The following is a 25,793-nucleotide window of genomic DNA, read 5'->3' as shown; positions in this document are numbered from 1 at the left end:
GGATTGGTTTCAGTTCATCGTCAAGCAGCGGCTGCGAACTGATCTCCTCAACATAGCCGTGCAATGCTGCATCGGCCCAGAAAGACAGGCCGACCATGCCCCTCACGGTGAAGTACTCCGAAACCTACAACGACGCTCTCATCGCGCTCGCTGCTGCTACTCATCGGCCGGCCAATGTGGTGAACCTGTTCGGCGAGTACGCCATTCGTGTCGATCTCGAATACAACCGTTATCTTCTGGCGACCAATACCGCGGCCGGACTCTCAGATCGACCCGACAACGGAGAATCGTGGCTGGTGCGGTTCTTCCAATCCGAAAACACCGACACACCGGATCGCCTCCTCGCGGAAGCGTCGCATCAATGGTTGGTCGATGCTTTGGACGCCGTGCTCGAACAGATCGAAGCGGCAGGCAACAAGATCTCCGCCGACGCGGACTTCGGCGACCCTACCCGTACCGAAACTCCATCCTGAACGGCATCGTATGGAGCAACGCTACTAGTCACCCTCGTCGGTCAACTGGCTGATTCGAGCCGCTAAGACTGCATTCTCGGCCTCCAGGGACAGAATCAGACGGATACCGACAAGATTGACTCCGTCGTCGATCAGCGCGGTGATTCGTCCGAGCGTATCCAGGTCGGCCTCGCTGTACCGGCGTGTACCGCCATCCGTGCGGGTTGGTGTGAGCAGGCCCCTTCGCTCGTAAAGGCGCAGCGTCTGAGGTCCTACCCCGGACAGTTCTGACATCACTGAGATCCCGTATACGCCGCGCAGCGCCCGGGTTTGGGATTCCGACGTCACTGGAACCTCCTAGTTCGGTGTCGGCTGTCTCAATCGGCGTCATCCGACCTTAGCATCATCACGCAGTGAATCTGACGCCCAGGACATAGATTCAAGCGTGTCCAGGGCCACTCATGACAAAAATCGTCGAGCCGAGAAGGCATGTAATGGCAGATCAAAGCCGATTTCGGCAAGATCGCACAGGGAGCTTCCCTTAGCCGTCGAATCGAAGTAGCCTTGCCAATTATCTACATCGGCTGATATAGATTTTGTAGCACTTGAAAGCGCCATAACCGGCACTCGAAGGTGTAGAACACCCAGACGTCGGAGTCGGTGGTTCAGCCGACTCCCTCACGGCACACTCTTCACCGGGAGCAAGATGACGACGATCGACATCCCGCCCACACAGGGCGAGAGCACCACCGGCATCGGAATCACTGTTGCAAGCGCGACTTTGACAACCGAAGAGGTCAAGCGCCGAATCGCGATGATGTACGGCGACCCGGTGACAGAGGAGCCAGTAGCACTCGCGCACTGAACCTGACCGACACGCGATCCGATTGACGATGGCGCGAGACCGCCCCGTTCGCGGGCGATCCCCATCAAGACGAGAGGAAAACATATGTCCGAGTTCACCGTACCGGGACTGAGCAGCGCAGACGGTTCGTCCGTCGCCGATATTCTGCAGGAACGCCTCAGCGCCTACAACGACCTTCATCTGACGCTCAAGCACGTCCACTGGAACGTCGTCGGACCCAACTTCATTGGCGTGCACGAGATGATCGACCCACAGGTAGAGCTGGTTCGCGGCTACGCCGATGATGTGGCGGAACGTATCGCGGCACTGGGCAACTCCCCCAAGGGCACAGCGGGAGCGATCGAGCGCGATCGGACTTGGGACGACTACTCCGTCGGCCGCGACGACGCTCGCGCCCATCTGGCTGCGCTCGACCTCGTCTACACCGGGGTCATCACCGACAGCCGCACTGCAATCGACAACGTCGGCAAGATCGATCCGATCACAGAAGACATGCTGATCGGCCAAACGGCACAGTTGGAGAAGTTCCAGTGGTTCGTTCGTGCGCACCTCGAGAACTCCGGCGGCAGCCTCGTACACGAAGGCGCGTCCACCGAGCAGGATGCCGCAAACGAGGCGCGTCAGAGCTGACGCACCGTCCGCGATTTCGGCCGATCGGGGGTCGGCCGAAATCGCGATCCCCACAACAGGAAAGGGCAAGAGCATGTCTGCGGACTCGCGCGGCACGTCGGCACAAACACGTCGCGAGTATCAGATGTTCGTGTTGCAGCAGCGTTTGTTGTTCGGATCGATCGTGGCAGGCACCGCCCTTGGAGTTCTCGCGATCAATTACTTCTGAAATATCAGGGGCCGCAGCCGTCGAAGACAGGACAGAAACGACACAATCATGAGTTCGAGCACTCTCCGCTCGATCGTTCGAAGCGATCGATTTGCGGCAAGCACTTCTTCTCTTCTGCTCGTGGACAGCGATTTCCGTATCCAGGGCGCAAACGACGAATACCTTGCCGTGTCCGGCCGCAGCCTCGATCAGTTGCACGGAGTGGAAGTGTTCGAAGCCTTCCCCGACAATCCCGACGACTCGTTTGCCGACGGAATCTTCTCGTTGACAGCGTCATTCGAGCGCACGATGCACTCCAGAACTCGGGACGCACTGCCGACTCAGCGTTACGACGTGCGCGATGAGCGAGGTAGTGGGCTGTTTGTCACGCGCTATTGGAATACGGTCAATTCCGCCGTCACCGATGATGACGGCAGGGTGATCGGAGTGCTTCATCGTGTGTACGAGGTTCAACGACCCCAGGCTCAGCAGTCCAGTTCAGCGTCAGACGTCCTCACCCGCCTTCGCGCGGAAAACGACGAACTGAGAAGAGCTTTGGATTCTCGGCCCGTGATCGAGCAGGCCAAGGGATTACTGATGGCCGAGCGCGAGTGCTCGGCCGACCAAGCCTTCGACCTTCTGGTCGAGATGTCGCAGGAATGGAACGTCAAGGTGCGCGACATCGCTGGTGGTCTTGTCGCCGCAGCAGAGAGACGTGCCGTCGATCAAAAGAATTCCTGACGACCGGGATTCAAAGGTTGTACGGCTGGGTAATGACCGACCAGAGGTACCCCCGAAATCTTCCCCTCGAGGGAGGAGCCTCGAAGGTCCCGCCGGTTCAGGCCGGCGGGACCGAGCTTTGCCTTAACACCCGACCCGGATCCCCGATCCGAGTCGAGTTCGTCACGCAGCGAAGGGAACGTCCATGTTCATGCGCTCCTACACATCTCCCAGGCCCCTTGCCGACGAGTGGGATTGGCAGCTGTCCGGCACCTGCCGCGACACCGACCCCGCCCTGTTCTACGACGACACGAACGAGCGCGGCTCCAGGCGAGCGAAACGCGAGAGTTCGGCGAAGCTGGTGTGCGCCAGGTGTCCTGTCGTTCAGAGATGCCTCGTGCACGCCATCCAGACCGGGGAACCCCACGGTATCTGGGGCGGCATGACCGCGACCGAACGAGAATCGTTGCGTAAAGGTCGAACTGAACCACTGATCAGTGCCGCTGCGAACTCACCGGAGTAGGTGGCAACCTCATGGCCTGGCCTCGTGATGCCGTAAACCGTGCGTGCGGCGTCGCTCCTTCATCTCGGCTTCGAAGAGGTGCGGCACTCCACCGGCCAGCTTGTCACGCACCACCTGTTCGCATTCGCGAAAGAAGGACCAGTAGTTTTCGTCGAACTCCTCGACCAGCTGGAAGGTCCAGCGCCCTTCGACCACGTTCCGGCCCATCAACTCTTTCTCGACCTGATCGGCCAGCTCGTCGTTACCGCTGGATCGCAGTAACTCGACGACCTCGTCGAGCATGAGATCCGCATGTCCGATCAGCTGATGGAAGTCGTACAGAGCGCCGCGCGCCCGCTCCACCGTTTCGAGGGCGTTCGACAACACCCCCGCTGCCTTCACCTCGTCGTCCGTGACGCCTTCCGGTCGTGTGTGTACAGGGATCTGCCTGTCCGCCTGAGTGCCCATGAAATGGACGTACCCGAACGGGTCACAAATGAAAGATGGGAATCGGTACGAGCGCACCACAGGTGATGTGTCTCACAATTCATCCTCTAGTTCGGGTAAAGAGGATTACTTCGCCGGGCGAAGGGTAATCGAAGGCCATGAATACTTCCGGGGTAGAGATGGCTGGCACGCATGGCCGGTACCGTTCCTTGCCTCGGTCCGCCGGAATTACGCCACATCTACCTACAGGAAGCCCCTTGATTCCTCTGTCGAGTCCGACCGAAGCCGAACTTACTCACGACTCCATTGCCTCGCTCCGCGTCCGAGCGTCGTACTCTCAACTGCCGACTCTGCGCGGAATCACCCGCACGGTTGCCAACAACACCGGATTGGACGTCGACGGGACAGCCGACCTTGCTCTGGCGATGGACGAAGTCGCGAGCATCCTCATCGGCCATGCGATACCGTCCAGCGACTTGACCTGCCGATTCGAGACCTACGGTCGCACTCTTCGGATCGTCGTGTCGGTGATCGCACACTCCGAAATACCCGACAAGTCCCACAGCTTCGGATGGTTCGTTCTCGAAGCACTGGTCGACTCGGTCCGTTTGGGGCAATCGGAAATCGACGCGGACGGTCACATCACCCTGACGATGACGCTTGAAAAGGGCTTGCTCCAGGAGCGTGCGTGACCGCTGTCCCACCGGACGATACTGTCCTACCGGGCAAGGCTGTACCACCGGACAAGAAGGACCAGTACGAACTAGCTGTCGAATTGTTCGTCTCGATGGCCTCGCTTCCGCCGGATGATCCGACCCGGGAAAAGATCACCAACTCGATCATCGAACTGTGCCTACCGCTCGCCACCCACGTTGCACGTCGCTACCAGGGGCGCGGCCAGCCTTTCGAGGACTTGGAACAAGTTGCGCGCGTGGGGTTGGTACAGGCTGTGCAGCGATTCGACGTAGACAAAGGATCGGATTTCCTGTCGTTCGCAGTCCCCACCGTAATGGGTGAGGTACGCAAGCATTTTCGCGATCACGGCTGGTCCGTACGCGTACCTCGCAGCCTTCAGGAACGACATCTTGCCCTCAACCGGGCGCTCACGTCGTTGTCGCAGACGCTCGGCCGTGCACCGACGGTAGCGGAACTTGCCACGGAGCTCGACATCGAGCCGGACGAGGTCGAACAGGGGTTGACCGCCGGAAATTCGTATCGAACCACACCGCTCGACACCGCGTCAGCCGGCGACGGGAGCGGACTGACTCTGATCGATACTTTGGGACAGTACGACGAAGCGATCAGTCGGATCGACAATCACGAAACCCTGCGACCCGCGCTCCTTGCACTACCGGAGCGCGAGCGCACGATCGTGGTTCTCAGATTCTTCGGTCATCTCACCCAGTCCCAGATTGCCGAAAAGATCGGCATCTCTCAGATGCATGTATCCAGAATCCTCACTCAGACACTGAAGCAGCTGCGCACCGAGATGGGTGAAATCTTCTGAAGTAGGTCCCCAGGATCAGATGTATTCCTGCGCAAGACGTTCCATCTCGTCTCGGTCAATGAGCCCGGGCTGGCCGATGTCGAGAGCCTCGAGATACTTGTTGGCGAGGCGGTAATCGTGCCCCCACCGGCCGTGCTCGCCGTCCTGCTCGGTGCGCTGAACACTGGAACCGGGCGGAACCTCGTCCTGCAGACCGTTGGTCTCCGCGCCGATCAGTGTGTCGAGCTTGGTCGAGATGGCCGTGAGTGCATCGCGGTCGTTCATCTGAAATCCCTTCGTCAGGTGGCGCTGATCCCCAACCATACCGAAGTGTCGAGCCAAAAACATTGCACCGCTTAATGTTCGACTACAAGCCTGGACCGATCCAAGCCCTCGAGCTACACTGAGCGATACCGAGGTTGAGAATACAGCCGGGGCTGAAGCCGCTGGCGCTCGGTTCGCATCAGGACTCTGGATTCAGGTCACAACTTCCTGCGTACATCCATTGGGCTCAATGCTTTCCACACCTGGACTCTTCCACTTTCCGTGCCGCCAGGTCGGTCGTCAGCCTTTCGACGAAAAGCACACAGACCGGATCTGCCATGAATCTGAATGAACTCGACCACACAGCGATCGATTTCGTCGATCCCTCAACACAATTGGGTCCGATCGTGGACACACAAGGCTTCGCGGCCTGGCGGATAGCACCCTCGACAGTCCTGATCCAGGTCGACGTCGACCTCGATAAACTGTCCGCCCCAGAACTGAGAGAACTTCTCAACTCGTACGCTGCGGAGTGGTCCCGCGTCATTCTCGACCTGTCAAACTCACTGTTCGTCGGTGCGGTCTGCCTCGAACTGTTTGCCGAACTGAACTCCCGTTCACGAGCGCACGACTTCCAGTGGTCCGTCATCGGGTCACACCCGCTTCGACGCTTGCTTCGGGCCGCACGGGCGGAAGAGGAATTTCCGGTCACCAACTCTGTCGAGGGAGCAATGCGCGCGCTCGCCGAAGCAGAAAAGTCACTCGAAGCCTCCTGACGCCAAGCCTGCACCGGCGTCGAGCGCCGCGCGCTCGCAGCGACTAAGGTTCGTCGGGCTGTCCGACGAGCTGAGAGAGACCGAGAATGACAATCGCCAAGCGCCTCGATGCCTTGCAACAGAAGCATCCGGCCCTGGGGTTCCCGATAGCGGTCCTCTACAAGTTCCTCGACGATCAAGGTGTTTATCTCGCCGCGCTGATCGCGTACTACGGCTTCGTCTCGCTCTTCCCTCTTCTTCTGTTGCTCTCGACCATTCTCGGCTTCGTGCTCTCTGGCAACCCCGAGCTTCAGCAACAAATCTTGGACTCCGCTCTGCATCAGTTTCCGGTGATCGGTGACGATCTGGGCAATGCGCAACAGATCGGCGGCGGTGTCACAGGGCTGGTGATCGGAATCGTCGGTGGTCTCTACGGTGGCCTCGGTGTCGCTCTGGCTTGCCAGAATGCGATGAACACGGTGTGGTCGGTGCCCCGAAACATGCGACCGGATCCCATCCGCGGGCGTCTTCAAGGGTTACTGCTCCTGGGCACCATCGGTCTCGCGATCTTGGGGACCACCGCTGTCTCCAACATCGGCGGTGCGCTTCATCTGGGCGGTTCGTTCAGCTTCCTGTTGACCCTTGCGGTAGTCGTCTTGAATGCAGGCATCTTCATCGTCGCTTTCCGGCTCACCTGCGCCCGCCCGCTCTCGGTAGCCGATGTGGCGCCTGGAGCGATCGCCGCTGCTGTTCTCTGGCAAGCACTTCAGTCCTTCGGTGCCCTCTACGTGACCTCCGTGGTGCGGGGTGCCTCCACCACCAATGGCGTCTTTGCCATCGTTCTGGGTTTGTTGGCCTTCTTGTTCCTCGCTGCCGCCTCGATCGTCATGTGCGCGGAAATCAACGTCGTGCGAGTCGACAAACTCCATCCGCGGGCGTTGTTGGCTCCGTTCACCGACAACACCGAACTCATCGAAGGCGATCGGCGCACCTTCGCCGATCAAGCAAAAGCCCAACGCGCGGTTCCCCACGAGAACATCCATGTGACGTTCGACGGGCACACCAAACCCGACGATTCGGACTGATCTCGACCCCGATCGAGTTGGGTATTTGGTCCCCTCCTGGGTATCGGGGTGGCATTCTGCGCCGCGAATCCAGATTTAACACAGGTGTTGTCATTTCGCGCTACATCGAAGCGACGAATACATCACAGCAGGTAAACGCGCATAGTTGAACAATCACCTGCTTCCGACGTGGTCCCGGAAAGGGACAAACCCGTCAAATACTGCAACTCGCCATGCATGTAATTGGAGACAGAAAAAGAAGAGCATGGCAGGATCAGGTGTGAGACCGGACTCTCGATGGGAGGGCTCGGCTCGATGGATCCAGGAGAATTTGGTTATGGCTCAGGGCAGTGTCAAGTGGTTCAACGGTGAAAAGGGCTTCGGATTCATCGAGCAGGAAGGTGGCGGACCGGATGTGTTCGTTCACTACTCGGAGATCCAGGGCAGCGGCTACAAGTCCCTCGACGAGGGCCAGAAGGTCGAGTTCGAGATCGGACAGGGCCAGAAGGGCCCCCAGGCTCAGAACGTTCGCGCCATCTGAGTTCGATCCCAGTCTGACTTCAGACTGAAAAGGCTGGACGCTGCACCGCACGGTGCCGGCATCCAGCCTTTTCTTGGTTTCAGGGCCGTCTTGGTTTACGGGTCCGGCTCGTTCCGAGTTGGCCCCGGTTACGTCGCTCGCGCCCGCTTCTTCTTGTGGGAGCTGTCGCAGAACGGCGCGATGCCGGTCCGCCCGCATCGACACAAAGCAACCGTAGAGCGCTTGTTCTCTATCGGAGTGCCGTCGTCACGGAGCAACTCGAAGTCACCACGCACCAGCAGCGGGCCGTCCGAGCAGGCGATTATGGTGGTGTTGTTACCGGCAACACTCGGTGTTTCGGCAGATGACGATTCGGGAAACGCGGTCATATGTCCTCTTCACTTCTCGATTCGGCCACTGGCGTGCCCACTTCCATGCCTGTTCCACAGGCTCGCGGCCCATTGAGCGCCACTCTCGTTTCCATTCTGCGCTCCTCGGCCGATCCGAGGGAGCTTACGGCTGCCGCTGACGCGTACGAGGTTGCACGGTCCATCGACCCCACCTTCGACATTCTTCGAGACGACGACGCTCAGTTGACTCTGACGCTCCTCTACGAGCTTCATTTGCAGGGAATCGAGAACGTCTCGGACGCGTGGGAGTGGAATCTGGACCTGCTCGCGGCGAGGTCGCGTCTCGAGACGCATTTCGAGGCCGCCATCGTGGAACTCGTGGGAAAAGTTCCGTCGTCCGGTGACGTCGTAGCCGATTTGTGGGCGATGACGGCTCCCAGTGCAGGCCCCGGTCTGGCGTCCTTTATGGCGAAGGACGCCACAATCGATCAGTTCGCGGAGGTGCTGATTCACCGTTCGCTCAATCAGCTGCGCGAAGCGGATGTGCACACCCTTGGAATTTCGCGCCTCTCCGGTGCCGTCAAAGCAGCCCTCGTCGAAGTGCAGAGCGACGAGTACGGAGGGGGCAGCGCAGAGCGAATGCATTCGCGTCTTTTTGCCGACACCATGCGGGCTGTCGGCCTTTCGGACCGCTACGGGCACTACATCGATGTTGTTCCCGCGGTAACCTTGGCGTCGTTGAATGCTCTCTCGCTCTTCGGCTTTCATCGCCGACATCTCGGAGCGCTGGTCGGGCACCTGTGCGCCGTCGAGACCACGTCGGCGCTGCCGAGCAAACGGTACAGTGCCGGCTTGCGCCGACTCGGATTCGGTTCGGACGCGACACTGTTCTACGACGAGCACGTGGAAGCGGATTCCGTTCACGAACAGATCGCCGTTCGGGAACTTGCCGGCGGTCTTGCTTCTTCGCAGCCGCACCGCACCGATGACATCTTGTTCGGCGCTGCAACATGCCTCGCGTTCGACGATCTTCTCGGCGATCACCTCACATCGAGTTGGGAGAAGGGCGAGACTTCGTTGCGCGAATGATCACGAGTTGTTCGATTTCCTGACCGGTGGTGATCAACCCTCGTGCCTCGAGCATGGTGCGCCTCTCGCGCATCACGGGCCCGAAGGGAATGTACTTCCGGGCCGAAATCTCCACGGCCATACCGTGTTCCTCGAGTATCGCCTCGGTCTTGTCGACCCCACACAGTACCGACTGCAGAAGAAGTAGTGTGCCGCCGGGGACGAGCACTTCGTGAACGGTGGCCGCGATCCTGTCGATGAGGGCGCGTCCGTCCTTGCCTGCGTCCCAAGCCCGTTCGATTCCAGCGGTAGGTAGATCGTCTGCCAGTGCAGGGACGTACGGCGGGTTGGAGATCACCAGATCGAAGAGTTCGCCGTGTACCGCCTCGGTGAGGTCGCCGCGACGGGAATCGATCAAGGTTCCGTTGAGGATTCCGTTGAGACGAGCATTGGCGCACGCTCGGCGAGATATGTCGACCGCGACGACGTGGCCTGCACCAGCCGCCGATGCCGCGACGGCGAGGGCGCCGGTCCCCGTGCACAGATCCAGGACCCGGCTGCGAGCGGTGAGGTGCTCGAACAGCAGCGCATCCGCCAGTAACGACGTGTCGTGTTGCGGTCGATACACACCAGGTAGACGCAGGATCATCATCGGCTCCTCTTTTTCAGGCGACATCGCACATCGCTGCGTGCGGCTACCCAGGAACCTCGGATTTCATGCGAACATCGCAGCATCGACTGCCCGGAACGGTTACATCGTCGCAGTTTGCGGAGTAGACCTGAGTCATGACAGGCAATGCGGACGCTCCTCAGGTAGCCGCGGCGTTTGCTTCCGCAGCAGATTCGCTCGACACACTCGCCGAAGCGATTGCCGGACTCCGGTCCAATCTGAACACGGACGAGCATCTCGACTCCATGCTCCAACGTCTGGCCGAGACGGCGGTCAAAGCACTGCCTGACGCCGATGCTGTCAGCGTGACGGTGTTGTCCGCCGATGGCCCACGAACTGCTGCGTCCACCGCGGACTACCTTTCCGAGATAGATGACGCCCAGCACTCCGCTGATCGTGGTCCGTGCGTTGACGCCGCGCGCACGGTGTCCTCGGTTCGGGCAACGGTGGGTGATCACGTCGACGAATGGCCGGAATTCACCGACGAAGCCCGCAAACAAGGCGTCCGGTCCTACTTGTCCGTGCCGATCACCATGGGCGAAGGGAACACCGAACTGCTCGGCGCTTTCAACGTCTACGGATTCGCCTCGACAGAGTTCAAGGCCTTCGACGAAGAGTTGATGAAATTGTTCACCGCCGGTGCGGGCGCGGCGATCGCAGATTCACGACGCTGGCGTCAAGCACACGAGCACATCGAACAGTTGCACTGCGCCATGGAATCTCGGGCCGAGATCGAACAAGCCAAAGGTGTCCTGATCGCCGTCCACGGCATCGACGCCGAGGAAGCATTCAGCCGTCTTGTGCAGCAATCGCAGAACACCAACGTGAAACTGCACGAGGTTGCCCGGATGCTCATCGATTCGGTGCGCCACCGCCGGCTCTGAAGATTCTTCGGTGCAAAACCCCGTTTTGCACCTTAAAGCACAGTCGCAAAACCTCGTCTTGTACCCCGAAGTCACAGTTCCCAAACGCATCCAGAGATGTTTCACCGAAACAGTTTTCGACCTACGTGACTGCTGGCGGTCGAGCGGCGGCCCTCGTCCGAAATGTGGTTATCTGTTGAGAACCGGGACGAAAGAAGACCCGACCGTACCAGGGTGAGGAAAGGATCGTCACTGTGCCAATCGACCAGGTTCTTGTCGTAGTTCCCGCCCACAACGAAGCCGAAGACCTCCCCAATTGCCTTCGCGCACTCGCAACAGCGGCGTCGGCTTGCGTTGTTCCCGTCCGACTGGTTGCCGTCCTCGACAACTGTTCGGACGGAACCGCCGGTGTCATCCCCGACGGGGTCGAAGTACTCCGCGTCGAGCACCAGAACGTCGGACGTTCGCGAGCGACGGGCTTTTCCGAGTTCGGCCGAGGGTTGGGAGCTTCGGCGTGGTTCACCACCACCGATGCAGATTCGGTGGTCGGCCCCACCTGGATTGCGCGCCAATTGGAGTATGCGCGTACTGCGGACGTCGTCGCGGGAACCGTACGCATCGCGGATTGGGAAGGCCATCCACACTCCGTTCGCGAACGATACGAACGTATGTACCACGCACATCCATATGGTCGACACGGTCACGTCCACGGGGCCAACCTCGGTGTCCGCGCGGATATGTACTGGAGCGTCGGAGGATTCTCCGATCTCGAAGAAGACGAGGACGTCGATCTCGTCCGGCGGTTGAGCGAGGCTGGTGCCTGTATCGCGTGGGCAGAAGACATTGCGGTCACCACGTCTGCGCGTCTCGACGGCCGAACTCCGGGCGGCTTTGCCGGACATATCCGTAACCTGGGTTGTACGACCGCCGATAACGAAGAAGCGGAGCTGGCACGATGAAACGACTACACACACTCCTGGACGCAGGTGGACTGTACTTGCCGCTTCCCGGCGGCGGCGCGACAGCCGCGCGGTGGACCTCCCTGGCAGAGCTCACGCGCGAGAATGTGGTTCTCGGGCGGATGGCTGAGGCTCACACCGATGCCGTCGCGATACTCACCGAACTCGACGGGCCGGATCCCGAACCCGGGCAGCTGTGGGGAGTGTGGGCGGCCGAGCCACCCGAACCTGTGGTGAATGCGTCTGAGCACGTAGGGATCTGGACGCTCACCGGCCGCAAATTGTGGTGTTCCGGCGCCAACACCTGCACGCATGCACTGATCACCGCCTTGGTCGACGGAGTACCCTCACTCTTCGCAGTTGAGCTCGGACTACCTGGGGTGCATCCCGTTCCCGATTCGTGGAAGGCCGTCGGTATGGCCGAAAGCGACTCCAGCGCGGTCGACTTCGACATGGTTCCGGCGATACCGGTCGGGACGGCAGGCGACTACCTGAGCAGGCCGGGGTTCTGGCACGGCGCGATAGGCGTGGCTGCATGTTGGTACGGCGGTGCCTGCGGCGTTGCAGATCCGTTGTACGACAAGGCTGCAAGCAGCGACGATCCCTACCTACTCGCCCACCTCGGCGCGGTCGATGCAGCGCTGGCCGCAGCGCGCAACGCGCTCGCAGTCGCGGCGGCGGAGATCGACGCCGATCCTTTCGACGAAAATGCCGAGGCCATGCAGCGGGCACTCCGTGTGCGGGCAATTGTCGAGCGCGCCGCCACCGAGACCCTGGATCGGGTGGGACGCGCTCTCGGCGCCGCACCGCTCTGCATGGACGCCGAGCATGCCGCGCGGGTAGCCGACCTCACCGTCTACTTGCGGCAGAGCCACGCCGAGAAGGATCTCGCCGAACTGGGCCGGATTGCGGCCAAGGGGAAACGGCCGTGGTGAACTCGAAACTGTTCGCGCAGAAGCCTGTCGACGATGGCGGCACTCCCGAATCGACATGGCAGGAGTGGGGACGCAGCTTTCCGGAACTGGATCTCACCGGGTGCTCGCGATTGATCGTCGTCGCTCCCCATCCCGACGACGAAATACTCGGACTGGGTGGAACTGCTCTTATCGCAACGCTTTCCGGCATCGACGTTCACGTGGTGTCTGTCACCGACGGTGGAGCCTCACATCCCGATTCACCAACAGTGACTCAGCCTGAGATGGAACATCTCAGGCGGTCCGAGTCGGATCGAGCAGCGCGTGTACTCGGAATTCCCGCACCGGTTCGATTGAGCCTTCCAGACGGGAAGATCAGCGAGAACCGACAGGAGTTGACCGACCGTCTCAGCTCGATTCTCGGTGATTCCTCGACGGGTACCTGGTGCGCCTCGACATGGCGCGGGGACGGCCACCCCGACCATGAAGCCACCGGGGAGGCAGCGGCGAAGGCCTGCGCGGACACTGGATCACGATTGATCGAGTACCCCATCTGGGCGTGGCATTGGGCTGAGCCGGATCATGCAGCAGTCCCGTGGGAAAGGGCCAGAAGAGTGGCCTTGCCCTCCGACGTTCAGGCTGCAAAATCGGCTGCTGCCAATGAGTTCACTTCACAGATCGCCCCGCTTTCCGACCATCCCGCGGATGCACCCATCCTCCCCCGACATGCGATGGAACGACTACTGCGACCGTACGAAACGGTGTTCGTATGACCGATCGTGAGCTTCCCGCGGACTACTTCGCCAAGATGTATGCGGCGCAATCCGATCCGTGGGACTTCGAATCCCGGTGGTACGAGCAGCGAAAGTACGCGCTCAGCGTCGCGATGCTCCCCAAACCTCGATACCGTCGCGCATTCGAACCGGGATGCTCGATCGGGGTTCTCACCGAGAAGTTGGCAGAGCGCTGCGACAGCGTTCTCGCCACCGACATCGTCCCGGCCGCACTCGAGAGCGCCCGTGCGCGGCTTACCGGACGTGATGCCGAATTTCGTCTGTGGGCGTTGGGTGACGACTGGCCCGACGAGACTTTCGACCTCGTCGTCATCAGCGAGGTCGGCTACTACCTGACCTTCGAAAAGCTGATCGAGGCAATGCTGCACGTCGTCGAGCATCTCGAGCCTGGTGGAACGCTGCTGTGCGCCCATTGGCGTCACGTCGTACCGGAGTATCCGCAGAACGGTGACGCCGTTCATTCGGCTGTGCGCCAGACACCGGGGTTGGCGCAGTTCGCGTCGTACCAGGACGAGGACGTGCTGATCGATGTCTTCGTGAAGGGTCCGCCGTCACCACCATCGGTAGCGCGTTCCGAAGGTCTGATCTAGAAGACCTGTGCGCGGTTGAGGAGTGTGGGGACTCCTCAACCGCGCACAGGGGTCAGTCTCGCTTCTCCAACGCGAGGTCCGTATCCGAGTGCAGTTCACCGACTTCGGTCTTGAGGATCCGCATCGACCTGCCAAGGCCGCGGGCCGCGTCGGGCAGCTTCTTCGAACCGAACAGCACCACGAGCACTACTGCGACGATTGCCCAGTGGGTCGGGCTGAGCGCGCCCATCAGGCGGGTTCCTTGCCATCGGGGTACACCGCGTCGACCTCTACCTCGACGAGCCAACCGGCAACGGGCAGTCCGGCAACCTCGAGGGCGAAGCGGGTGGGCCGAGCGCTGTTGCGCTCGATCGGAGCGATCGGCTCGGCAGTGCCCATCGGCACCAGCTCCGTATCACCGGTGTCGAGATTGGTATTGGCGAAGAACTGACGGTACGCGCGATTCCATCCTGTGTAGTCGGCCTTGTCCGACCCCGGCGCGTTGTCCAGGAAGACGCGCATCGTCACGACGTCTTCGAGACTCAATCCCTGGGCTTCGAGGTTGTCGCGGATCTTCTTGAGTACGTTGATGCCCTGCGCCTCGGTGACGGTGACCCCGGCAGGCAGAACTCCGCCGGAGAACTGGCCGTCGATGTACGACTCCGGCGAACCTTCCGGCGCCGCCTTGTTTCCTGCCGACGGGCCGATGCCGCTGGTCTTGTAGATCGCGGTGTCGCCGCCGATCGCGACACCCTGAGCGATCATCGGGTTTGCCTGCCCCGCTTCGAGAATCGATTTGGAGACGAACGAACTCGATGTGGTCTCGGCGTCCGCCTCATCAGACGAGCAGGCCGTGGCGAAGCCCAGTAGCGCGGTGGCGGCGAATGCCGCTGCAAGGACCTTGGTGCTGCGAGATTTCACGATGTGACCTCCAGAAAAAGTGATGGAAAACGAAGCACGTCAGGCAGTTTGCGCAACACGCTGATGCAGATGGGTGACGACGTCCTGCGCGGACGTGAAGGCCCCGTGCTGCCAGGCGATGGCGTTGGAGAGGTGATCGCCGGCGAAGTAGATCCGGTCGACGGGTTCGAGCAGCTTGGTGTACTCGGGAGTTGCCATGCCGCCGTGGGAATCTCCCGCGCCGGCCCATGATGCCCAGGCGGATTCCGAATACTTGGTGCGACGCCAGCTTCCGGAGAAGGACGACGAGATGTCGCGAGTGTATTTGTCGCCGTGGATTTCTGCGCCTTCGGCGATGGCCTTTGCCAGCCGCTGACGGTGGGTGAGCGATTCGAAAGCCTGTTGACGCTTACCCGAGCTGTAGTACGCGACCACGACGCCGCGGTCGGAGTTGTAGTGGTCGTAGGGGAACATGATCTGGGAGATGTCGCGGTCGGTGTTCGACGCGCCGCCGTAGATGCGGTCCTCCGTCTCCCACCACCGACGCGAGTATTCGATACCGAGCTTGCCCGACGACGACGGCTTGGCTGCATCCAACGCGAGCAGGATGTCGGAGGGCAGGTTGTTGTTCAGCCGCTTGATCAGGTGCGGTGGGATCGTGCAGATTGCGTAGTCGGCGGTGATCGACTTGGTTTTGCCGTCGACGACGTAGTCGACGGTGACGCCTTCCGGCACGTTCTTCATGCCGCTGACCTCGGCGCCGAACTCGATGTTGTCCATCCCGATCGCGTCCTGGAACTTGTAGTAGATCCGGTCCATGCCGCCGACGGGGGTCATCATCGTCATGGCCTGGTCGTAACCGAACTCGAAGGAGAATGCACGTCCGATGCCGCCCTGGATGACATCGCTCATCCCGAATGGTTCGATCTCGGTTCCGAAGTTGAGGCCGGCGCCCGGCTCGGCGGAGTGTCCTCGACGCGAGGATCCGACGTAGCGGCCGTCGCTGGAGAGATCGCCGAAGTCGGTGAGGAAGGACGAGAGTGCTTCTTTGTCTTCCTTGCTCAAGACCTGGTCGAGAGCGCCCTGATTGGTGGCCTTCTGCAGCAGCTCGGACATGTATCCGTAGGTGTCGGCTTTGGCTGCTCGGTAGGTGATCGACTGATTCGCCAGCGGCTTGTTGCCGGTGTAGTTGACGAAGGTGTTCGCATTCTGGTTTCCGAACATCTGCAGTTCGACGCCCAGTTCGCGGCAGTAGTCGATGGTGTTGTGATTTTGCGGAATACGCGTCGCACCGAGGTTGTAGAAGTGCCCCTCGGAGAACGTACAGGTCTGTGTCTCACCGTTCAGGTCGGTTTCTTCGGTGCCGTTGCGGATCGACCACACCCGACCACCCGGCCGGTTGCGCGCTTCGAGGACAGTGACCTTGTATCCGGCCTTCTGCAGTTCGTAGGCGGAGCACAGACCGGACGGTCCACCGCCGAGGATCACGACGGAGTGATTTCCCTTGACCTTTCCGATCAGGTCACCCGCGGCAGGTGCCTGAAATCGCCTCGGCGTCGACGCCACCGCCGGCGCCAGGCCGATAGACGACATAGCACCGAGTGCCAGGCCGGCGCCGCCGGTGATTCCCAGACTGCGCATGAAAGATCTACGTGTGTATGGCATTCGAGCTCCCCAGTGTGCTCCCGGTGACCCGGGTGGTTGGTGTTGAACACAGACTTCAGGAGCGTTGGGTCCGGAACTTGACGCGCAGGAAACAGTCAATGGGGACCGAGTGAGAAACCTGCGAGCATCAGCATCGGGCTCTCTCACCCGAGTGCGATCAGCGGAAGCATGTCCGCAATATCCGCGTTACAGAACCGGACTAGCGTGACGCGACATGTCCGCTCTCACCGAAGCTATCGCGCGGTCCTTCACCACGCGCGAGAAGCAGCCCCCGGCGCGATCACCGCTGCGCGCGTTGGGCCGTCGGCAACTCTCGGGCGCCGAAGTGCTGGCCCAGTCGGTGGCAACCACCGCCCCTGCTGTGTCGATGGTCGTTCTGCCCGTCACCATGCTGACACACGGCCGATTGTTGAGCGGGATGATCACCATCATCGCGGCCACCGTGCTGGTGACGCTCATCGCTTTCTGCGTTTCGCAGTTCACGCGCCGAATGGCAGCATCGGGCGGGCTGCACAGCTTCGTCTTTCGTGGCCTGGGCACCCGGGCAGCATTGACCACCGGCATCGCCATGCTGGTCAAGTACGTCGGCAGCGCGGTGATGACGCTCTATCACGGAGGACAGGCCGCAATCGCATTGCTCGGCTTCGCGGGTGTGCACGTGGACAAGACTTTTCACGTCATCGCGCTCTACCTTGGGATAGCCCTGCTGATTCTCGGTGCCCTAGTTCGAAGTGTCAGATTTGCTGCTCTCGCGATCCTCGTCGTCGAAAGCTGTTCACTTCTGTTCATCGTCGGGCTCATGATTGTGGGCGGTTCCGGAAGTCAACAAGCACAGATCGTTCCGCCTACCTCCGGCCACGGGCTGTTACTCACCGCCCTGGCTGCCGTGTTCGCTCTCGCCGGATTCGAGAGCGCGGCCTTCTTCGGCCCCGAAGCTCGTCGTCCGCTGGTAACCGTCACCCGCACAGTCCTTCTCACCCCGATCATCTGTGGATCGCTCTTCATCTTTGCGGGCTGGGCCGCTTGGTCGGGACGTAGCGACACCCTCGTCAACGCCTATCTCCACGGAACAGCGACGGGTGTGAGTCCAGGTGTCGTCATCGCGCTCAACGTCGGTCTGGGGTGCTCGTGGCTGGCGTCGTCGATGGCGTCGTCCAATGCTGCGTCGCGACTGGTCTACTCGTTCGGCGTCGAACGCCTACTCCCCCGCCGGTTCGCCTCGGTTCACAGCGCATTTCGCACGCCCTACTTCGCGCTGACCGTCGTCGTCTGCACAGTTCTGGTGGGCGGCGGAGCCTTTGCCATCCTTGGACGCGGAGAGATTTTCGACGACGTTCGACTGACGGTTCGCGGTGCCGTCATCGTTGCCTATGCACTGGTGGCGATCGCATCGGTTGTCTTCCTGACGCGTATCGGAGAGCACACTCCCGGCGTTCTCGCAGCCGCGTCGTGTGGAAGTGGTGCCGGTGCGATAGTTCTCGGTTACCTCGTTTACGCCAACACGATCGACCATGCGTACGTTGCACCGATCGCTGTGCTCGTGATCCTGACCTCGGGCACGCTCTGGCAGTTCTACCTGCGACGCCGAAGCCCCAAGAGCCTGCTGCACGTCGGCGCGTTCGACAGTCCCGAAACCGAGGACGTACTACCAGGAGCTGGGGTGTTCGCCACCGACGCAGCCGGAAACATCGTGCTGGTGGGCGAGCCGACTGCCGGCGCCCGCTGATGGTGGGCCGACCACGCGACCTCGGTGGGCACGAACCCCGAGCGGTTCAGCGCGCCCTTGCCCTCCTCGAGTCGACGGCCAGGCTCGGATCGGGAGCCACCGCCAAGGACATTGCCGCCCTTGCCGACATCCCACCTGCCACTGCGTATCGGTTGCTCAACATCCTTGTCGCCGACGGTTACCTGGTTCGGATCGCCGACCTCTCCGGCTTCGCGCTGGGCCGACGCACCCGTGAATTGGCCGGGGCTGCCGCCGAACCCACCCCCGTCGACAATTCGGTGCTCCTCGAAGAACTCCGCGAACAGCTACGGTTCGGCGTCTACCTCGCGTCGTTTGCAGAGAACAGAATTCGACTGGTCGATCGCGATCCAGACCACGAGCTCAGCGGCGAACGGACGCTGGTCGCAGCCGTTCACGCGTCGGCTATCGGGAAGCTGCTCCTCGCCAGCCGACCCGAATTGGCCGAGGCCCCATTGCGAAAGGTCACCGCACACACCATCACCGACGGCGACCAGTTGGAACTCGAACTCTCTCGGATCCGGCGCGGCGAGCCCGCCCGTGAGGTCGACGAGATCCGTGTCGGACGCTCCGCCGTCGCCGTCCCGATCCACGACGCGGAAAGGTGTGTCGTCGGTGCCTTGGCTGCGATAGGTCCGACCGGCAGACTTTCCGTCGACGACGTAGACCTGGTCGTGCTGTTGCGGGAGTACGCGGAACGCATCGTTGCACCGACGATGTCGAAGGCAAGCTGAAAATCAGAGGCCGAACACACGTTTGGCAAAGCCGAGATGCTCGTCAGCCCAGCCGATGACGCCGAGCGTGGAATCGAGATTCTGCGGCGGAGTGCGCACCAAGGTGTCGCGTCGGACGAGTCGGTCGAAATCGACCTGAGCGCGGTCGAACTGGACCCCGGCCGTGACCATGATGTTCGCCAGTTCTTGCGCCATCACCCCGTACGCGACTGTCGTGGGATGAACGCCGTCGAGCGAGAAGAGGCCGCCCGACGCGCGGCCGCCGCGACCGTCGGCGGAGAGGAACAGCGAGTCCGGCACGGGTTGCAAGTCGGTCAGTGCTTTGGGGAGGGGGTACGGCGTCCACCATGACGGCCGCGCATTGACGTCGGTGACGTAGCGCCGTGAGGCCACGCGCTCGAGCAACCCGGCAATATCGCAGAGGTACCAGTCCTTCCCCACCCGACGGGCATTCGCGACGGCTTGCTCGATTCCGTCGTTGTACACATCGATTGCGGTATCGACGGCCCACGCCTGCGCGCCGGTGATGTGTTGATCGCGCTGTGGGTCGAAGTCTGTGTCGCGCACCCACGGTCGCGCGTAGTACGGGAAATAGCGGGATCCGATTTCGATCTTGCCGCCGAGCCCGTGGGCGATCGGTGCGATGGTCACGTGTGGGACGGTGCAGAGGATGACGTGCTGGGCGTTGATCTTGCGGATCGCGGCCAGCACCTCGGCGTACTCCGACGCGAAGTGCTCGGGCTGCCACACCGTGTATTCGCGCTTGCCGTCCGGGTCACGGAAGTTGTTGCCGCTCCACTCGACTCGGAGTTCGGTGACGGTGCGGAGCGCATTGTTGGCCCCGAGAAAGACGATCAGAGTTTCGATGCCTTCCTTGCCCAGTTCCGCTGCCGCGTCGAACGCCGTCATGCGCTTCTCTGCCTCGGAGCCTCGCGGCAGAACTCTCAGTGCGGCGCGTTCGCCGTTGTTCTCGACGATCTGGCTGATCAGGTCGTCGTGCGGTTCGTGCAGGGCTGCCTCACACCCATGTGCGGTCTTGGTCAGAGCGTCACGAAGATCCCACCCGTAGACCGAAAGGCTGTGATTGATCGCCGAGAACGTCGGCGCTTCGCTGCCCGGCCCACGCTCCCAGTAGTCCTCCACCTGGTCCATGAACTCGCGTGCAGCAAAGAGTGCGAGCGGAACCTCCCAGAGGTCGAGCCGTGGGCCGAAGCGCTCTTCGAGGGTGCGGAGCAGCAGTTCGATGTTGAGTGGGAGCCCGCCCGGACCGCCGTATCGGGGAAAGCGGAACCGATCGAGCCAGCCCAACTGGTGAGCAATGATCGACGGATACGACAGCTCGGTATTGAAGACCGCCCCGCTCTGAAATCCCTGCGACAGCGAGTCGCCGATGACCACCAACCGGTGTGGAGCATCTCCCGCAGGCGGAACTACCGGAATCCCGACTGTGGGATCGAACTGCGGAATCCTGGGTCCTCCGGCGGCTGCGGCCACGACGTCGTCGGGAGTATCGGATGGAAGTTCCACGCCCACTCACCTCCGGAAAGTCCAGCTGGTCAGCTGATCAGTGGTGGCTTACGCCGATCGGCATTGTCCTGATCCGATTGGTTCTCTATCGACCTGACAACCTCGTCGGCCCACTGTTGATTTCGGCCGTCGAATTCTGCGCGGTCCCGGCGCGCGATACCGCGTCCGACCAGGATGGCAATCGGAATGGAACACACGACCCATACGAGTAGTACGCCTCCGACAATCCACCACATACTCAGTAATTGTGCCCGATTCGCCGACCGTTGTGCTCCAGGTCGAAACTTCTGCCCGAATCGTGGCGTTCAATTGAGGTGAGCTCGCAGGTCAGTAACGATCGGCGTCGACGGTTTCGCGGACCTTACGGACCTGATTCCAACCACGAGCGGCGATGCCGAAGGCAACAAGCGACATCAGATCCGAGACCGTCAGACCGTGTTCTCGATTCAACGACCACAAGACCTGACCTTCCAACGGGCCGTTGAAGAAGAGCCACGCCACTCCTGCGCAGACGGTCGCAACAACACTGGCCTTCGACGGCTTCATCAAGCACACGGTGCTGGTCACGAACAACAAGTTCATGAACACCAGACCGTAGAAAATTCCGATCATGCGACTCCCCCCGAAGTTGGTTCGTTCAGCTGCGGTTGAAGTTCAGGTACGCCTTCGACGGAGTCGGGCCGCGCTGACCCTGGTACTTGGATCCGGCCTCGGAGCTTCCGTAGGGGAACTCTGCAGCGCTCGACAGCTTGAGCAGGCAGAGCTGCCCGATCTTCATTCCCGGCCACAGCGTGATCGGCAGGTTTGCGACGTTGGACAGCTCCAGTGTGATGTGGCCACTGAAACCCGGGTCGATGAAGCCGGCAGTGGAGTGCGTCAAAAGGCCCAGGCGCCCGAGGCTCGACTTACCTTCGAGGCGGCCGGCCAGGTCGTTCGGCAGTGAGCACACTTCGAGAGTCGAACCGAGAACGAACTCGCCGGGATGAAGCACAAACGGCTCGCCCTCTGCTGGTTCGACCAGGCTGGTCAGCTCGTCCTGGCGCAGTGCCGGGTCGATGTGCGTGTACCGCGTGTTGTTGAACACCCGAAACAGACCATCCAGGCGCACGTCGACGCTCGACGGTTGCACCATGGAATCGTCGAAAGGGTCGATACCCAGACGTCCAACGGAGATTTCGGCACGGATGTCACGATCGGAGAGCAGCACAGGTAGAGGTTACCGGTTCTGCGGGCAGTGCCGACCCATCGATGGGTGCGATCACACCGTGGTTACCGAACACGATGCGCGGGTTCTGGACTCCCACGGCAGAGCCCAGCCCCACCTGTCGCGAGTTCTCCATCCCGACAGGCTTTCCCGCGCATAACTTTTAGACGAAGATCCACCAATTGTGCCGACTTCGACACGCGCCTTCTCTTCAACGACGGCCAGTGATACGTCTGCTCGAATGCTCGTCTGATAATGTTCGGAAAGCACGTTGATCGGCGGTGAAAACACGTCCGGTCGGCTGCGACGCCGATGTAGTTCAATGGTAGAACATCAGCTTCCCAAGCTGAATACGCGGGTTCGATTCCCGTCATCGGCTCCACAGATTCTCGCAGATAGAGGGCGTTTCCGGTCTCGGCAGCGCCTTTTTCTTGCCCGACGACGCCGCGAATACGCCGCGAACGATCGGATCAGCCGCTGCCAGCAACGGCTCGACACCCCGGCGGCAGCCGAGAACATTGAGACCAGTGCGATAATCTGCCGGTGACGACTCCCAAACGCACTCCTAAGTGCCTGATTTCGTACAGCCATGACTCCGAGGGTCATCGCGCCCATGTGCTGCGATTGGCGGATAGTCTGCGTCAGAACGGGGTTGATGTCGCCCTTGACCAATACATCGAGCATGAACCGCCCCGCTCGTGGCCCCGCTGGATGGAGGCACGAATCGAAGACTCTGACGTTGTCCTGGTTGTCGTTACGCCGACCTACACAGAGCGATTCTGGGGGCGCACCGACCCGACACGCGGCAAGGGAGCCGACTGGGAAGGCGTCATTATCACCGGCGAGCTATACCACAATAACGACCGTCGAGTGAAGTTCATTCCGGTCATCACTGCCCCTGAACACTACGGGATCGTTCCTACAGTCCTCAATCAAACAACGATCCACAGCGTAGAAACCATCTCCCAACAAAATCTGATTCCCCTACTTCGTCAGATTCACGGTGTACCCGCTACGATTCCTGCGCCTCTTGGTACACCAAACTTCTTGACCACAAACGATGAAATCGCTAATGCAGCTGCCCTTCTGGACGACAACCCGACCGAGGGCATGCGGATCCTGAACCAATTGGCAGGGAGTCCGAATCCAGATACGGCAGCGCGAGCGGCGTTCACGCTCGGCACGCACTATTACGAGGGGCACCAGTACAGCCGGTCAGTTGAGGCACTCCTCCGTGCGGTGCAGTGCGGACCTAAAACGTCGGTTTTTGACGCTGCAAAGCAAGAACTGAACGCCGTTCACCAGCAAATGGATGCTCATTTCGGGCCAAACAGCCCAGGGGCGTTCGCACGCAAGTGGCTCGGTGCCATCAATAGTGGCGACTTTCCTTTCGCTTGGCAAGCGATGGACAAAGATTTCAGGATGGTACTCGCACAAGACTGGATTCTTGCAAACCAAGAACACCCCAACATCTCTGCGTTGGATCGCGAAGAGCTCGCGGCAGAATTACGTAGGCCCGACCCTACTCACGAGCTTGCTCAGCATTTCCTCTTTTCTCAGTTCACGAAGCTCACGTCATTCGCTAAGACCTTCGACGACTCCTGGGGCCAGGCGGAGAAGCCACGACGCTACGGACTCGATTTCGAAGTTGTGATTTTCACTCCGACGGACGGCGACATTCTAATTTGGGAGCCGTCGAGCAGGATTGAAGGCAAGACACTCGTGATTCGTCGCAGATTTGGCGAGTGGAAGATTGCCAATACCTTTCCTGCGGTTCCGATTCCGGGTTGGCCGCCGAAACATGAGGAAATTACTGCCGAGGGAACCGGATTTGAGGGGCTCACGGAATCGGACTCGGTCTAGTTCTCCACCTACCCGCGCAGCCTAATGGGAACCACATTGCCGGTTTCGACCGGAGTAGTTCCCATCGCCCCGAGGGCGGCCATTGCGTCGGCGTGGTCGTCCTCGAAGAGGTGCGCGTAGACCGTAAGCGTGGTGGTGACCTTCGCGTGGCCCATGAACCGCGCAATCTCCAGGGGCGAGATTCCGGCCGCCACACACAAACTCGCGTACGTGTGGCGGAGCGCGTGGAACTTGAGCGTCGGGAGCAACGCCGCGCGAGGATCGAGTCGGTTCGCCCGCAGCACAGAAGGCCGATAGATCGCTTTGTAGAAACTCGGGTGGCGCAACGGGACCGACCAATCCAGCGCCAACCGGGCTTCCGCCTCCTCGACCGAAAGCGCGGCCAAGACCTCTTCGGCCTTGGGGACGATTCGTTTGCCGTCCTTGTCGATCGCACGCTTCCCGGTCGGCTTAGCCGCGACGAGCGCGGACGCGGGAAAGAGCGGTGCGCCCGGCTCATCGCGACGGGGGTGAGCTGCGAGATAGTCCCGAAGGATTCGTACCGTCGCGGGCGGCAACGGGACTCTACGGCGCGAGCCTTTCGTCTTCGGCGTGTCGTAGGAGAGAACGCCGTCAATCACCATTACCGTCCGATCCACCCGCAATAACCCCGGTTTCGGCGCTGCGTTCGGGTTGAGCGACTTGGCCGGCAACTCAACGTCCCCGAGCTGGAGACCTGCGAGTTCAAGGGTTCTGGTCGGTCGATGAATAGACTTCTCCGGTCGAGTTAGGTTCACAGTAGTAGAACGCCTCGAGTTCGACCGGCGGCACATCGCCGCAGTGCTCGTAGAGACGTCGGTGGTTGAACCAGTCCACCCACTCCAACGTGGCGATTTCCACATGTTCGACCGTTCGCCACGGCCCGCGCGGTTTGATCAACTCGGTCTTATAGAGACCATTGATCGTTCGGCGAGAGCATTGTCGTAGCTCGACCCGGTCGCCCCGATCGAGGCATCGATTCCGACCTCAATGAGACTGTCGGTGAACACAATTGACGTGTTTTGCGACCCGCGATCGCCAAAGATGAATGAGCCCGGACAGGTCGGTAATCCCTTCTCGGCGGCGGGTCCAGATTCCGTGCTCGATCGCATCGAGCACCAGCGGTGTCGGCATCGTCGTCGCGGTTCGCCACCCGAGGATTCGGCGTGAATACGCATCGATCACGAATGCGACGTACACCCAGCCCGACCACGTCGAAACGTAGGTAAAGTCGGCTACCCACAACATATTTGGCGCAACCGGGTTGAACTTTCGCTGCACCAGATCCTCCGCGCGACGACCTTGTGGATCGGCGATGGTGGTGCGTTTAGGCTTGCCTCGACGGGCGCCTTCGAGCCCGAGAACACCCATCAACCGTTCGACCGTGCACCGGGCCACGTCGATGCTCTCTCGACGCATTTCCAGCCACACCTTGCGGGCGCCGTAGACCGAATAATTCTGGGCATGCACACGGCTGACCTCGATCTTCAGCTCTTCGTCGCGCACGGCCCGCCGCGAAGCGGAACGGTTGCGGGCCTCGCAGTAGGTGGACGGCGCAATTGAACAGCCGTGCTCGCTGAGCGCCCTGCACATCGGCTCGACGCCGTACTCACTCTTGTTTCGGTTGATGTAGTCGATGATCACTTGTTGTTGCGGCCCTGCTCCGCTGCGAAGAAAACCGATGCCGACTTCAGAATCTCGTTGGCACGCTTGAGTTCCCGATTCTCAGCGCGAAGCTTGCGCATCTCCGCAGCCATTTCGCTCGTCACACCAGGCCGCTCGCCGGCATCAGTTTGCGCTCTCCGAATCCAGTTGAGCAATGTTTGCGCTGTTCCGATACCGAGTTTGTCGGCCACGGATTCGACCGCGGCCCATTCCAACGGATATTCGTGCTGGACCTCGGCGACCATCCGCACCGCACGCTCACGCAACTCGGGCGGGTACCTCTTGTTCGTTGCTGACGACATGACTCCATCTTTCCCAAAGAATAAAGTACCGGAAACTCCGGTCCGATTCACTGCTCGGGCTCCGCGTGCTTATCAGTTGAAGTTTTTAGAAC

General features: G+C 61.0%; 33 protein-coding genes, 1 tRNA gene and 1 pseudogene. 21 read left to right on the top strand and 14 right to left on the bottom strand.

The window, feature by feature from the left end:
* Positions 1 to 95: 95 nt before the first annotated feature.
* Positions 96 to 473: a hypothetical protein gene (locus GJB56_RS28695; RefSeq protein ID WP_084325758.1), complete on the top strand. Its 378-nt coding sequence runs from the start codon at positions 96 to 98 to the stop codon at positions 471 to 473.
* Positions 474 to 497: 24 nt separating this feature from the next.
* Here the strand turns inward: GJB56_RS28695 and GJB56_RS28690 are convergent, their stop codons facing one another.
* The gene (locus tag GJB56_RS28690) at positions 498 to 800 is read right to left on the bottom strand and encodes a MerR family transcriptional regulator (RefSeq protein ID WP_084325759.1); all 303 of its coding nucleotides are present in this window, start codon (positions 798 to 800) and stop codon (positions 498 to 500) included.
* A gap of 358 nt (positions 801 to 1,158) precedes the next feature.
* Between GJB56_RS28690 and GJB56_RS31495 the strand changes: the two genes are divergently transcribed.
* From GJB56_RS31495 to GJB56_RS28670, 5 genes are all read left to right on the top strand, one after another.
* A complete protein-coding gene (locus GJB56_RS31495) occupies positions 1,159 to 1,317 on the top strand; it encodes a hypothetical protein (RefSeq protein ID WP_003943664.1) in 159 nt (52 codons plus the stop codon).
* A gap of 84 nt (positions 1,318 to 1,401) precedes the next feature.
* Positions 1,402 to 1,947, top strand: coding sequence for a Dps family protein (locus GJB56_RS28685; protein WP_030535923.1), 546 nt, complete (start codon positions 1,402 to 1,404; stop codon positions 1,945 to 1,947).
* 73 nt (positions 1,948 to 2,020) lie between these two features.
* Positions 2,021 to 2,155, top strand: a complete 135-nt coding sequence (locus GJB56_RS31945; protein WP_020968725.1) for a hypothetical protein — start codon at positions 2,021 to 2,023, stop codon at positions 2,153 to 2,155.
* Between the two features lie 48 nt (positions 2,156 to 2,203).
* On the top strand, positions 2,204 to 2,875 hold the full coding sequence (locus tag GJB56_RS28675; RefSeq protein WP_020968724.1) for an ANTAR domain-containing protein: 672 nt from the start codon (positions 2,204 to 2,206) through the stop codon (positions 2,873 to 2,875).
* 184 nt (positions 2,876 to 3,059) lie between these two features.
* Positions 3,060 to 3,377: a WhiB family transcriptional regulator gene (locus GJB56_RS28670; protein ID WP_020906545.1), complete on the top strand. Its 318-nt coding sequence runs from the start codon at positions 3,060 to 3,062 to the stop codon at positions 3,375 to 3,377.
* A gap of 9 nt (positions 3,378 to 3,386) precedes the next feature.
* On the opposite strand, the gene GJB56_RS28665 is transcribed toward GJB56_RS28670, so the two are convergent.
* Positions 3,387 to 3,824 (bottom strand): hypothetical protein, encoded by a 438-nt coding sequence (locus GJB56_RS28665; RefSeq protein WP_024487397.1) that lies wholly within the window; start codon positions 3,822 to 3,824, stop codon positions 3,387 to 3,389.
* A 236-nt stretch (positions 3,825 to 4,060) separates the two neighbouring features.
* Between GJB56_RS28665 and GJB56_RS28660 the strand changes: the two genes are divergently transcribed.
* Positions 4,061 to 4,495: an ATP-binding protein gene (locus tag GJB56_RS28660; protein ID WP_113682267.1), complete on the top strand. Its 435-nt coding sequence runs from the start codon at positions 4,061 to 4,063 to the stop codon at positions 4,493 to 4,495.
* A gap of 95 nt (positions 4,496 to 4,590) precedes the next feature.
* Positions 4,591 to 5,310 (top strand): SigB/SigF/SigG family RNA polymerase sigma factor, encoded by a 720-nt coding sequence (locus GJB56_RS28655; protein ID WP_223258034.1) that lies wholly within the window; start codon positions 4,591 to 4,593, stop codon positions 5,308 to 5,310.
* 15 nt (positions 5,311 to 5,325) lie between these two features.
* On the opposite strand, the gene GJB56_RS28650 is transcribed toward GJB56_RS28655, so the two are convergent.
* Positions 5,326 to 5,574, bottom strand: a complete 249-nt coding sequence (locus tag GJB56_RS28650; RefSeq protein WP_020968722.1) for a hypothetical protein — start codon at positions 5,572 to 5,574, stop codon at positions 5,326 to 5,328.
* A 317-nt stretch (positions 5,575 to 5,891) separates the two neighbouring features.
* On the opposite strand from GJB56_RS28650, the gene GJB56_RS28645 reads away from it, so the two are divergent.
* The 3 genes from GJB56_RS28645 (at position 5,892) to GJB56_RS28635 (ending at position 7,913) form a co-directional block, all read left to right on the top strand.
* Positions 5,892 to 6,329: an STAS domain-containing protein gene (locus tag GJB56_RS28645; RefSeq protein WP_029254687.1), complete on the top strand. Its 438-nt coding sequence runs from the start codon at positions 5,892 to 5,894 to the stop codon at positions 6,327 to 6,329.
* Positions 6,330 to 6,415: 86 nt separating this feature from the next.
* Positions 6,416 to 7,393 carry a YihY/virulence factor BrkB family protein gene (locus GJB56_RS28640; RefSeq protein WP_003943713.1) on the top strand — a complete coding sequence of 326 codons (978 nt, stop codon included), beginning with the start codon at positions 6,416 to 6,418 and terminating at the stop codon, positions 7,391 to 7,393.
* Positions 7,394 to 7,709: 316 nt separating this feature from the next.
* Positions 7,710 to 7,913, top strand: a complete 204-nt coding sequence (locus GJB56_RS28635) for a cold-shock protein (RefSeq protein ID WP_003943666.1) — start codon at positions 7,710 to 7,712, stop codon at positions 7,911 to 7,913.
* A gap of 128 nt (positions 7,914 to 8,041) precedes the next feature.
* On the opposite strand, the gene GJB56_RS28630 is transcribed toward GJB56_RS28635, so the two are convergent.
* Positions 8,042 to 8,281 (bottom strand): CDGSH iron-sulfur domain-containing protein, encoded by a 240-nt coding sequence (locus tag GJB56_RS28630; RefSeq protein ID WP_113682265.1) that lies wholly within the window; start codon positions 8,279 to 8,281, stop codon positions 8,042 to 8,044.
* Between GJB56_RS28630 and GJB56_RS28625 the strand changes: the two genes are divergently transcribed.
* On the top strand, positions 8,282 to 9,331 hold the full coding sequence (locus tag GJB56_RS28625; protein WP_113682264.1) for an iron-containing redox enzyme family protein: 1,050 nt from the start codon (positions 8,282 to 8,284) through the stop codon (positions 9,329 to 9,331).
* Here GJB56_RS28625 and GJB56_RS28620 read toward each other — a convergent pair.
* Positions 9,288 to 9,986, bottom strand: coding sequence for a HemK2/MTQ2 family protein methyltransferase (locus GJB56_RS28620; RefSeq protein WP_019747474.1), 699 nt, complete (start codon positions 9,984 to 9,986; stop codon positions 9,288 to 9,290). The two genes, GJB56_RS28625 and GJB56_RS28620, sit on opposite strands and share 44 nt — an antisense overlap.
* Before the next feature lie 110 nt (positions 9,987 to 10,096).
* Here GJB56_RS28620 and GJB56_RS28615 point away from each other — a divergent pair, with 110 nt between their 5' ends.
* The 5 genes from GJB56_RS28615 (at position 10,097) to GJB56_RS28595 (ending at position 14,100) form a co-directional block, all read left to right on the top strand.
* Positions 10,097 to 10,864, top strand: coding sequence for a GAF and ANTAR domain-containing protein (locus GJB56_RS28615; protein ID WP_113682263.1), 768 nt, complete (start codon positions 10,097 to 10,099; stop codon positions 10,862 to 10,864).
* Positions 10,865 to 11,097: 233 nt separating this feature from the next.
* Entirely contained in the window at positions 11,098 to 11,802 is a 705-nt protein-coding gene (locus GJB56_RS28610; protein WP_020968717.1) for a glycosyltransferase, read from the top strand.
* Positions 11,799 to 12,737 carry an acyl-CoA dehydrogenase gene (locus GJB56_RS28605; RefSeq protein WP_019747477.1) on the top strand — a complete coding sequence of 313 codons (939 nt, stop codon included), beginning with the start codon at positions 11,799 to 11,801 and terminating at the stop codon, positions 12,735 to 12,737. The genes GJB56_RS28610 and GJB56_RS28605 overlap by 4 nt, the downstream gene beginning before the upstream one ends.
* Entirely contained in the window at positions 12,731 to 13,489 is a 759-nt protein-coding gene (locus GJB56_RS28600; RefSeq protein ID WP_113682262.1) for a PIG-L deacetylase family protein, read from the top strand. The genes GJB56_RS28605 and GJB56_RS28600 overlap by 7 nt, the downstream gene beginning before the upstream one ends.
* A complete protein-coding gene (locus tag GJB56_RS28595) occupies positions 13,486 to 14,100 on the top strand; it encodes a class I SAM-dependent DNA methyltransferase (protein ID WP_029254681.1) in 615 nt (204 codons plus the stop codon). Before GJB56_RS28600 ends, GJB56_RS28595 begins: the two co-directional genes overlap by 4 nt.
* A 52-nt stretch (positions 14,101 to 14,152) precedes the next feature.
* Here the strand turns inward: GJB56_RS28595 and tatA are convergent, their stop codons facing one another.
* From tatA to GJB56_RS28580, 3 genes are read right to left on the bottom strand one after another with little or no spacing between them, the layout of a single operon-like run.
* Positions 14,153 to 14,329, bottom strand: coding sequence for a Sec-independent protein translocase subunit TatA (gene tatA / locus GJB56_RS28590; protein ID WP_019747480.1), 177 nt, complete (start codon positions 14,327 to 14,329; stop codon positions 14,153 to 14,155).
* Positions 14,329 to 15,000: a Rid family hydrolase gene (locus GJB56_RS28585; protein WP_020968713.1), complete on the bottom strand. Its 672-nt coding sequence runs from the start codon at positions 14,998 to 15,000 to the stop codon at positions 14,329 to 14,331. The genes tatA and GJB56_RS28585 overlap by 1 nt, the downstream gene beginning before the upstream one ends.
* A gap of 39 nt (positions 15,001 to 15,039) precedes the next feature.
* Positions 15,040 to 16,620 carry a flavin monoamine oxidase family protein gene (locus GJB56_RS28580; protein WP_041814722.1) on the bottom strand — a complete coding sequence of 527 codons (1,581 nt, stop codon included), beginning with the start codon at positions 16,618 to 16,620 and terminating at the stop codon, positions 15,040 to 15,042.
* A 238-nt stretch (positions 16,621 to 16,858) separates the two neighbouring features.
* Between GJB56_RS28580 and GJB56_RS28575 the strand changes: the two genes are divergently transcribed.
* Complete coding sequence (locus GJB56_RS28575; protein WP_020968712.1) at positions 16,859 to 18,370, top strand: APC family permease; 1,512 nt, start codon at positions 16,859 to 16,861, stop codon at positions 18,368 to 18,370.
* Positions 18,370 to 19,122, top strand: a complete 753-nt coding sequence (locus GJB56_RS28570) for an IclR family transcriptional regulator (protein WP_113682261.1) — start codon at positions 18,370 to 18,372, stop codon at positions 19,120 to 19,122. Before GJB56_RS28575 ends, GJB56_RS28570 begins: the two co-directional genes overlap by 1 nt.
* Before the next feature lie 3 nt (positions 19,123 to 19,125).
* Here GJB56_RS28570 and GJB56_RS28565 read toward each other — a convergent pair whose 3' ends face one another.
* From GJB56_RS28565 to dcd, 4 genes are all read right to left on the bottom strand, one after another.
* Positions 19,126 to 20,649 (bottom strand): hypothetical protein, encoded by a 1,524-nt coding sequence (locus tag GJB56_RS28565; RefSeq protein WP_020968710.1) that lies wholly within the window; start codon positions 20,647 to 20,649, stop codon positions 19,126 to 19,128.
* Positions 20,650 to 20,678: 29 nt separating this feature from the next.
* Complete coding sequence (locus GJB56_RS28560) at positions 20,679 to 20,885, bottom strand: hypothetical protein (protein ID WP_113682260.1); 207 nt, start codon at positions 20,883 to 20,885, stop codon at positions 20,679 to 20,681.
* A 91-nt stretch (positions 20,886 to 20,976) separates the two neighbouring features.
* On the bottom strand, positions 20,977 to 21,261 hold the full coding sequence (locus GJB56_RS28555) for a hypothetical protein (RefSeq protein ID WP_019747487.1): 285 nt from the start codon (positions 21,259 to 21,261) through the stop codon (positions 20,977 to 20,979).
* 25 nt (positions 21,262 to 21,286) lie between these two features.
* Positions 21,287 to 21,856 carry a dCTP deaminase gene (dcd, locus tag GJB56_RS28550; protein WP_019747488.1) on the bottom strand — a complete coding sequence of 190 codons (570 nt, stop codon included), beginning with the start codon at positions 21,854 to 21,856 and terminating at the stop codon, positions 21,287 to 21,289.
* Between the two features lie 305 nt (positions 21,857 to 22,161).
* On the opposite strand from dcd, the gene GJB56_RS28545 reads away from it, so the two are divergent.
* Together GJB56_RS28545 and GJB56_RS28540 are read left to right on the top strand one after the other, a co-directional pair.
* Positions 22,162 to 22,235: transfer RNA gene (locus GJB56_RS28545), tRNA-Gly, on the top strand.
* A gap of 161 nt (positions 22,236 to 22,396) precedes the next feature.
* Positions 22,397 to 23,716 carry an SEFIR domain-containing protein gene (locus GJB56_RS28540; protein WP_162793406.1) on the top strand — a complete coding sequence of 440 codons (1,320 nt, stop codon included), beginning with the start codon at positions 22,397 to 22,399 and terminating at the stop codon, positions 23,714 to 23,716.
* A gap of 8 nt (positions 23,717 to 23,724) precedes the next feature.
* Here the strand turns inward: GJB56_RS28540 and GJB56_RS31770 are convergent, their stop codons facing one another.
* Both GJB56_RS31770 and GJB56_RS28530 read right to left on the bottom strand, forming a co-directional pair.
* Positions 23,725 to 24,339: a tyrosine-type recombinase/integrase gene (locus GJB56_RS31770; RefSeq protein ID WP_230091098.1), complete on the bottom strand. Its 615-nt coding sequence runs from the start codon at positions 24,337 to 24,339 to the stop codon at positions 23,725 to 23,727.
* 100 nt (positions 24,340 to 24,439) lie between these two features.
* A pseudogene (locus GJB56_RS28530) lies at positions 24,440 to 25,701 on the bottom strand (IS3 family transposase).
* Positions 25,702 to 25,793: the final 92 nt, after the last annotated feature.

Source organism: Rhodococcus sp. AQ5-07 (assembly GCF_009707305.1).
Classification (GTDB): Bacteria; Actinomycetota; Actinomycetes; order Mycobacteriales; family Mycobacteriaceae; genus Rhodococcus_F; species Rhodococcus_F erythropolis.
Note: the sequence above shows the minus strand (reverse complement) of the source record. Positions and strands in the feature narration are given on the sequence as shown.

Coding starts and splice junctions, on each gene's coding strand:
- GJB56_RS28615 (WP_113682263.1), top strand. CDS start 10,097: ATGACAGGCAATGCGGACGCTCCTCAGGTAGCCGCGGCGTTTGCTTCC.
- GJB56_RS28595 (WP_029254681.1), top strand. CDS start 13,486: ATGACCGATCGTGAGCTTCCCGCGGACTACTTCGCCAAGATGTATGCG.
- GJB56_RS28625 (WP_113682264.1), top strand. CDS start 8,282: ATGTCCTCTTCACTTCTCGATTCGGCCACTGGCGTGCCCACTTCCATG.
- GJB56_RS28560 (WP_113682260.1), bottom strand. CDS start 20,885: ATGTGGTGGATTGTCGGAGGCGTACTACTCGTATGGGTCGTGTGTTCC.
- GJB56_RS28695 (WP_084325758.1), top strand. CDS start 96: ATGCCCCTCACGGTGAAGTACTCCGAAACCTACAACGACGCTCTCATC.
- GJB56_RS28640 (WP_003943713.1), top strand. CDS start 6,416: ATGACAATCGCCAAGCGCCTCGATGCCTTGCAACAGAAGCATCCGGCC.
- GJB56_RS31495 (WP_003943664.1), top strand. CDS start 1,159: ATGACGACGATCGACATCCCGCCCACACAGGGCGAGAGCACCACCGGC.
- GJB56_RS28575 (WP_020968712.1), top strand. CDS start 16,859: ATGTCCGCTCTCACCGAAGCTATCGCGCGGTCCTTCACCACGCGCGAG.
- GJB56_RS31770 (WP_230091098.1), bottom strand. CDS start 24,339: ATGGTGATTGACGGCGTTCTCTCCTACGACACGCCGAAGACGAAAGGC.
- GJB56_RS28665 (WP_024487397.1), bottom strand. CDS start 3,824: ATGGGCACTCAGGCGGACAGGCAGATCCCTGTACACACACGACCGGAA.
- GJB56_RS28655 (WP_223258034.1), top strand. CDS start 4,591: ATGGCCTCGCTTCCGCCGGATGATCCGACCCGGGAAAAGATCACCAAC.
- GJB56_RS28685 (WP_030535923.1), top strand. CDS start 1,402: ATGTCCGAGTTCACCGTACCGGGACTGAGCAGCGCAGACGGTTCGTCC.
- GJB56_RS28630 (WP_113682265.1), bottom strand. CDS start 8,281: ATGACCGCGTTTCCCGAATCGTCATCTGCCGAAACACCGAGTGTTGCC.
- GJB56_RS28555 (WP_019747487.1), bottom strand. CDS start 21,261: ATGATCGGAATTTTCTACGGTCTGGTGTTCATGAACTTGTTGTTCGTG.
- GJB56_RS28635 (WP_003943666.1), top strand. CDS start 7,710: ATGGCTCAGGGCAGTGTCAAGTGGTTCAACGGTGAAAAGGGCTTCGGA.
- GJB56_RS28570 (WP_113682261.1), top strand. CDS start 18,370: ATGGTGGGCCGACCACGCGACCTCGGTGGGCACGAACCCCGAGCGGTT.
- GJB56_RS28645 (WP_029254687.1), top strand. CDS start 5,892: ATGAATCTGAATGAACTCGACCACACAGCGATCGATTTCGTCGATCCC.
- tatA (WP_019747480.1), bottom strand. CDS start 14,329: ATGGGCGCGCTCAGCCCGACCCACTGGGCAATCGTCGCAGTAGTGCTC.
- GJB56_RS28580 (WP_041814722.1), bottom strand. CDS start 16,620: ATGCGCAGTCTGGGAATCACCGGCGGCGCCGGCCTGGCACTCGGTGCT.
- GJB56_RS28675 (WP_020968724.1), top strand. CDS start 2,204: ATGAGTTCGAGCACTCTCCGCTCGATCGTTCGAAGCGATCGATTTGCG.
- GJB56_RS31945 (WP_020968725.1), top strand. CDS start 2,021: ATGTCTGCGGACTCGCGCGGCACGTCGGCACAAACACGTCGCGAGTAT.
- GJB56_RS28620 (WP_019747474.1), bottom strand. CDS start 9,986: ATGTCGCCTGAAAAAGAGGAGCCGATGATGATCCTGCGTCTACCTGGT.
- GJB56_RS28670 (WP_020906545.1), top strand. CDS start 3,060: ATGTTCATGCGCTCCTACACATCTCCCAGGCCCCTTGCCGACGAGTGG.
- GJB56_RS28650 (WP_020968722.1), bottom strand. CDS start 5,574: ATGAACGACCGCGATGCACTCACGGCCATCTCGACCAAGCTCGACACA.
- GJB56_RS28605 (WP_019747477.1), top strand. CDS start 11,799: ATGAAACGACTACACACACTCCTGGACGCAGGTGGACTGTACTTGCCG.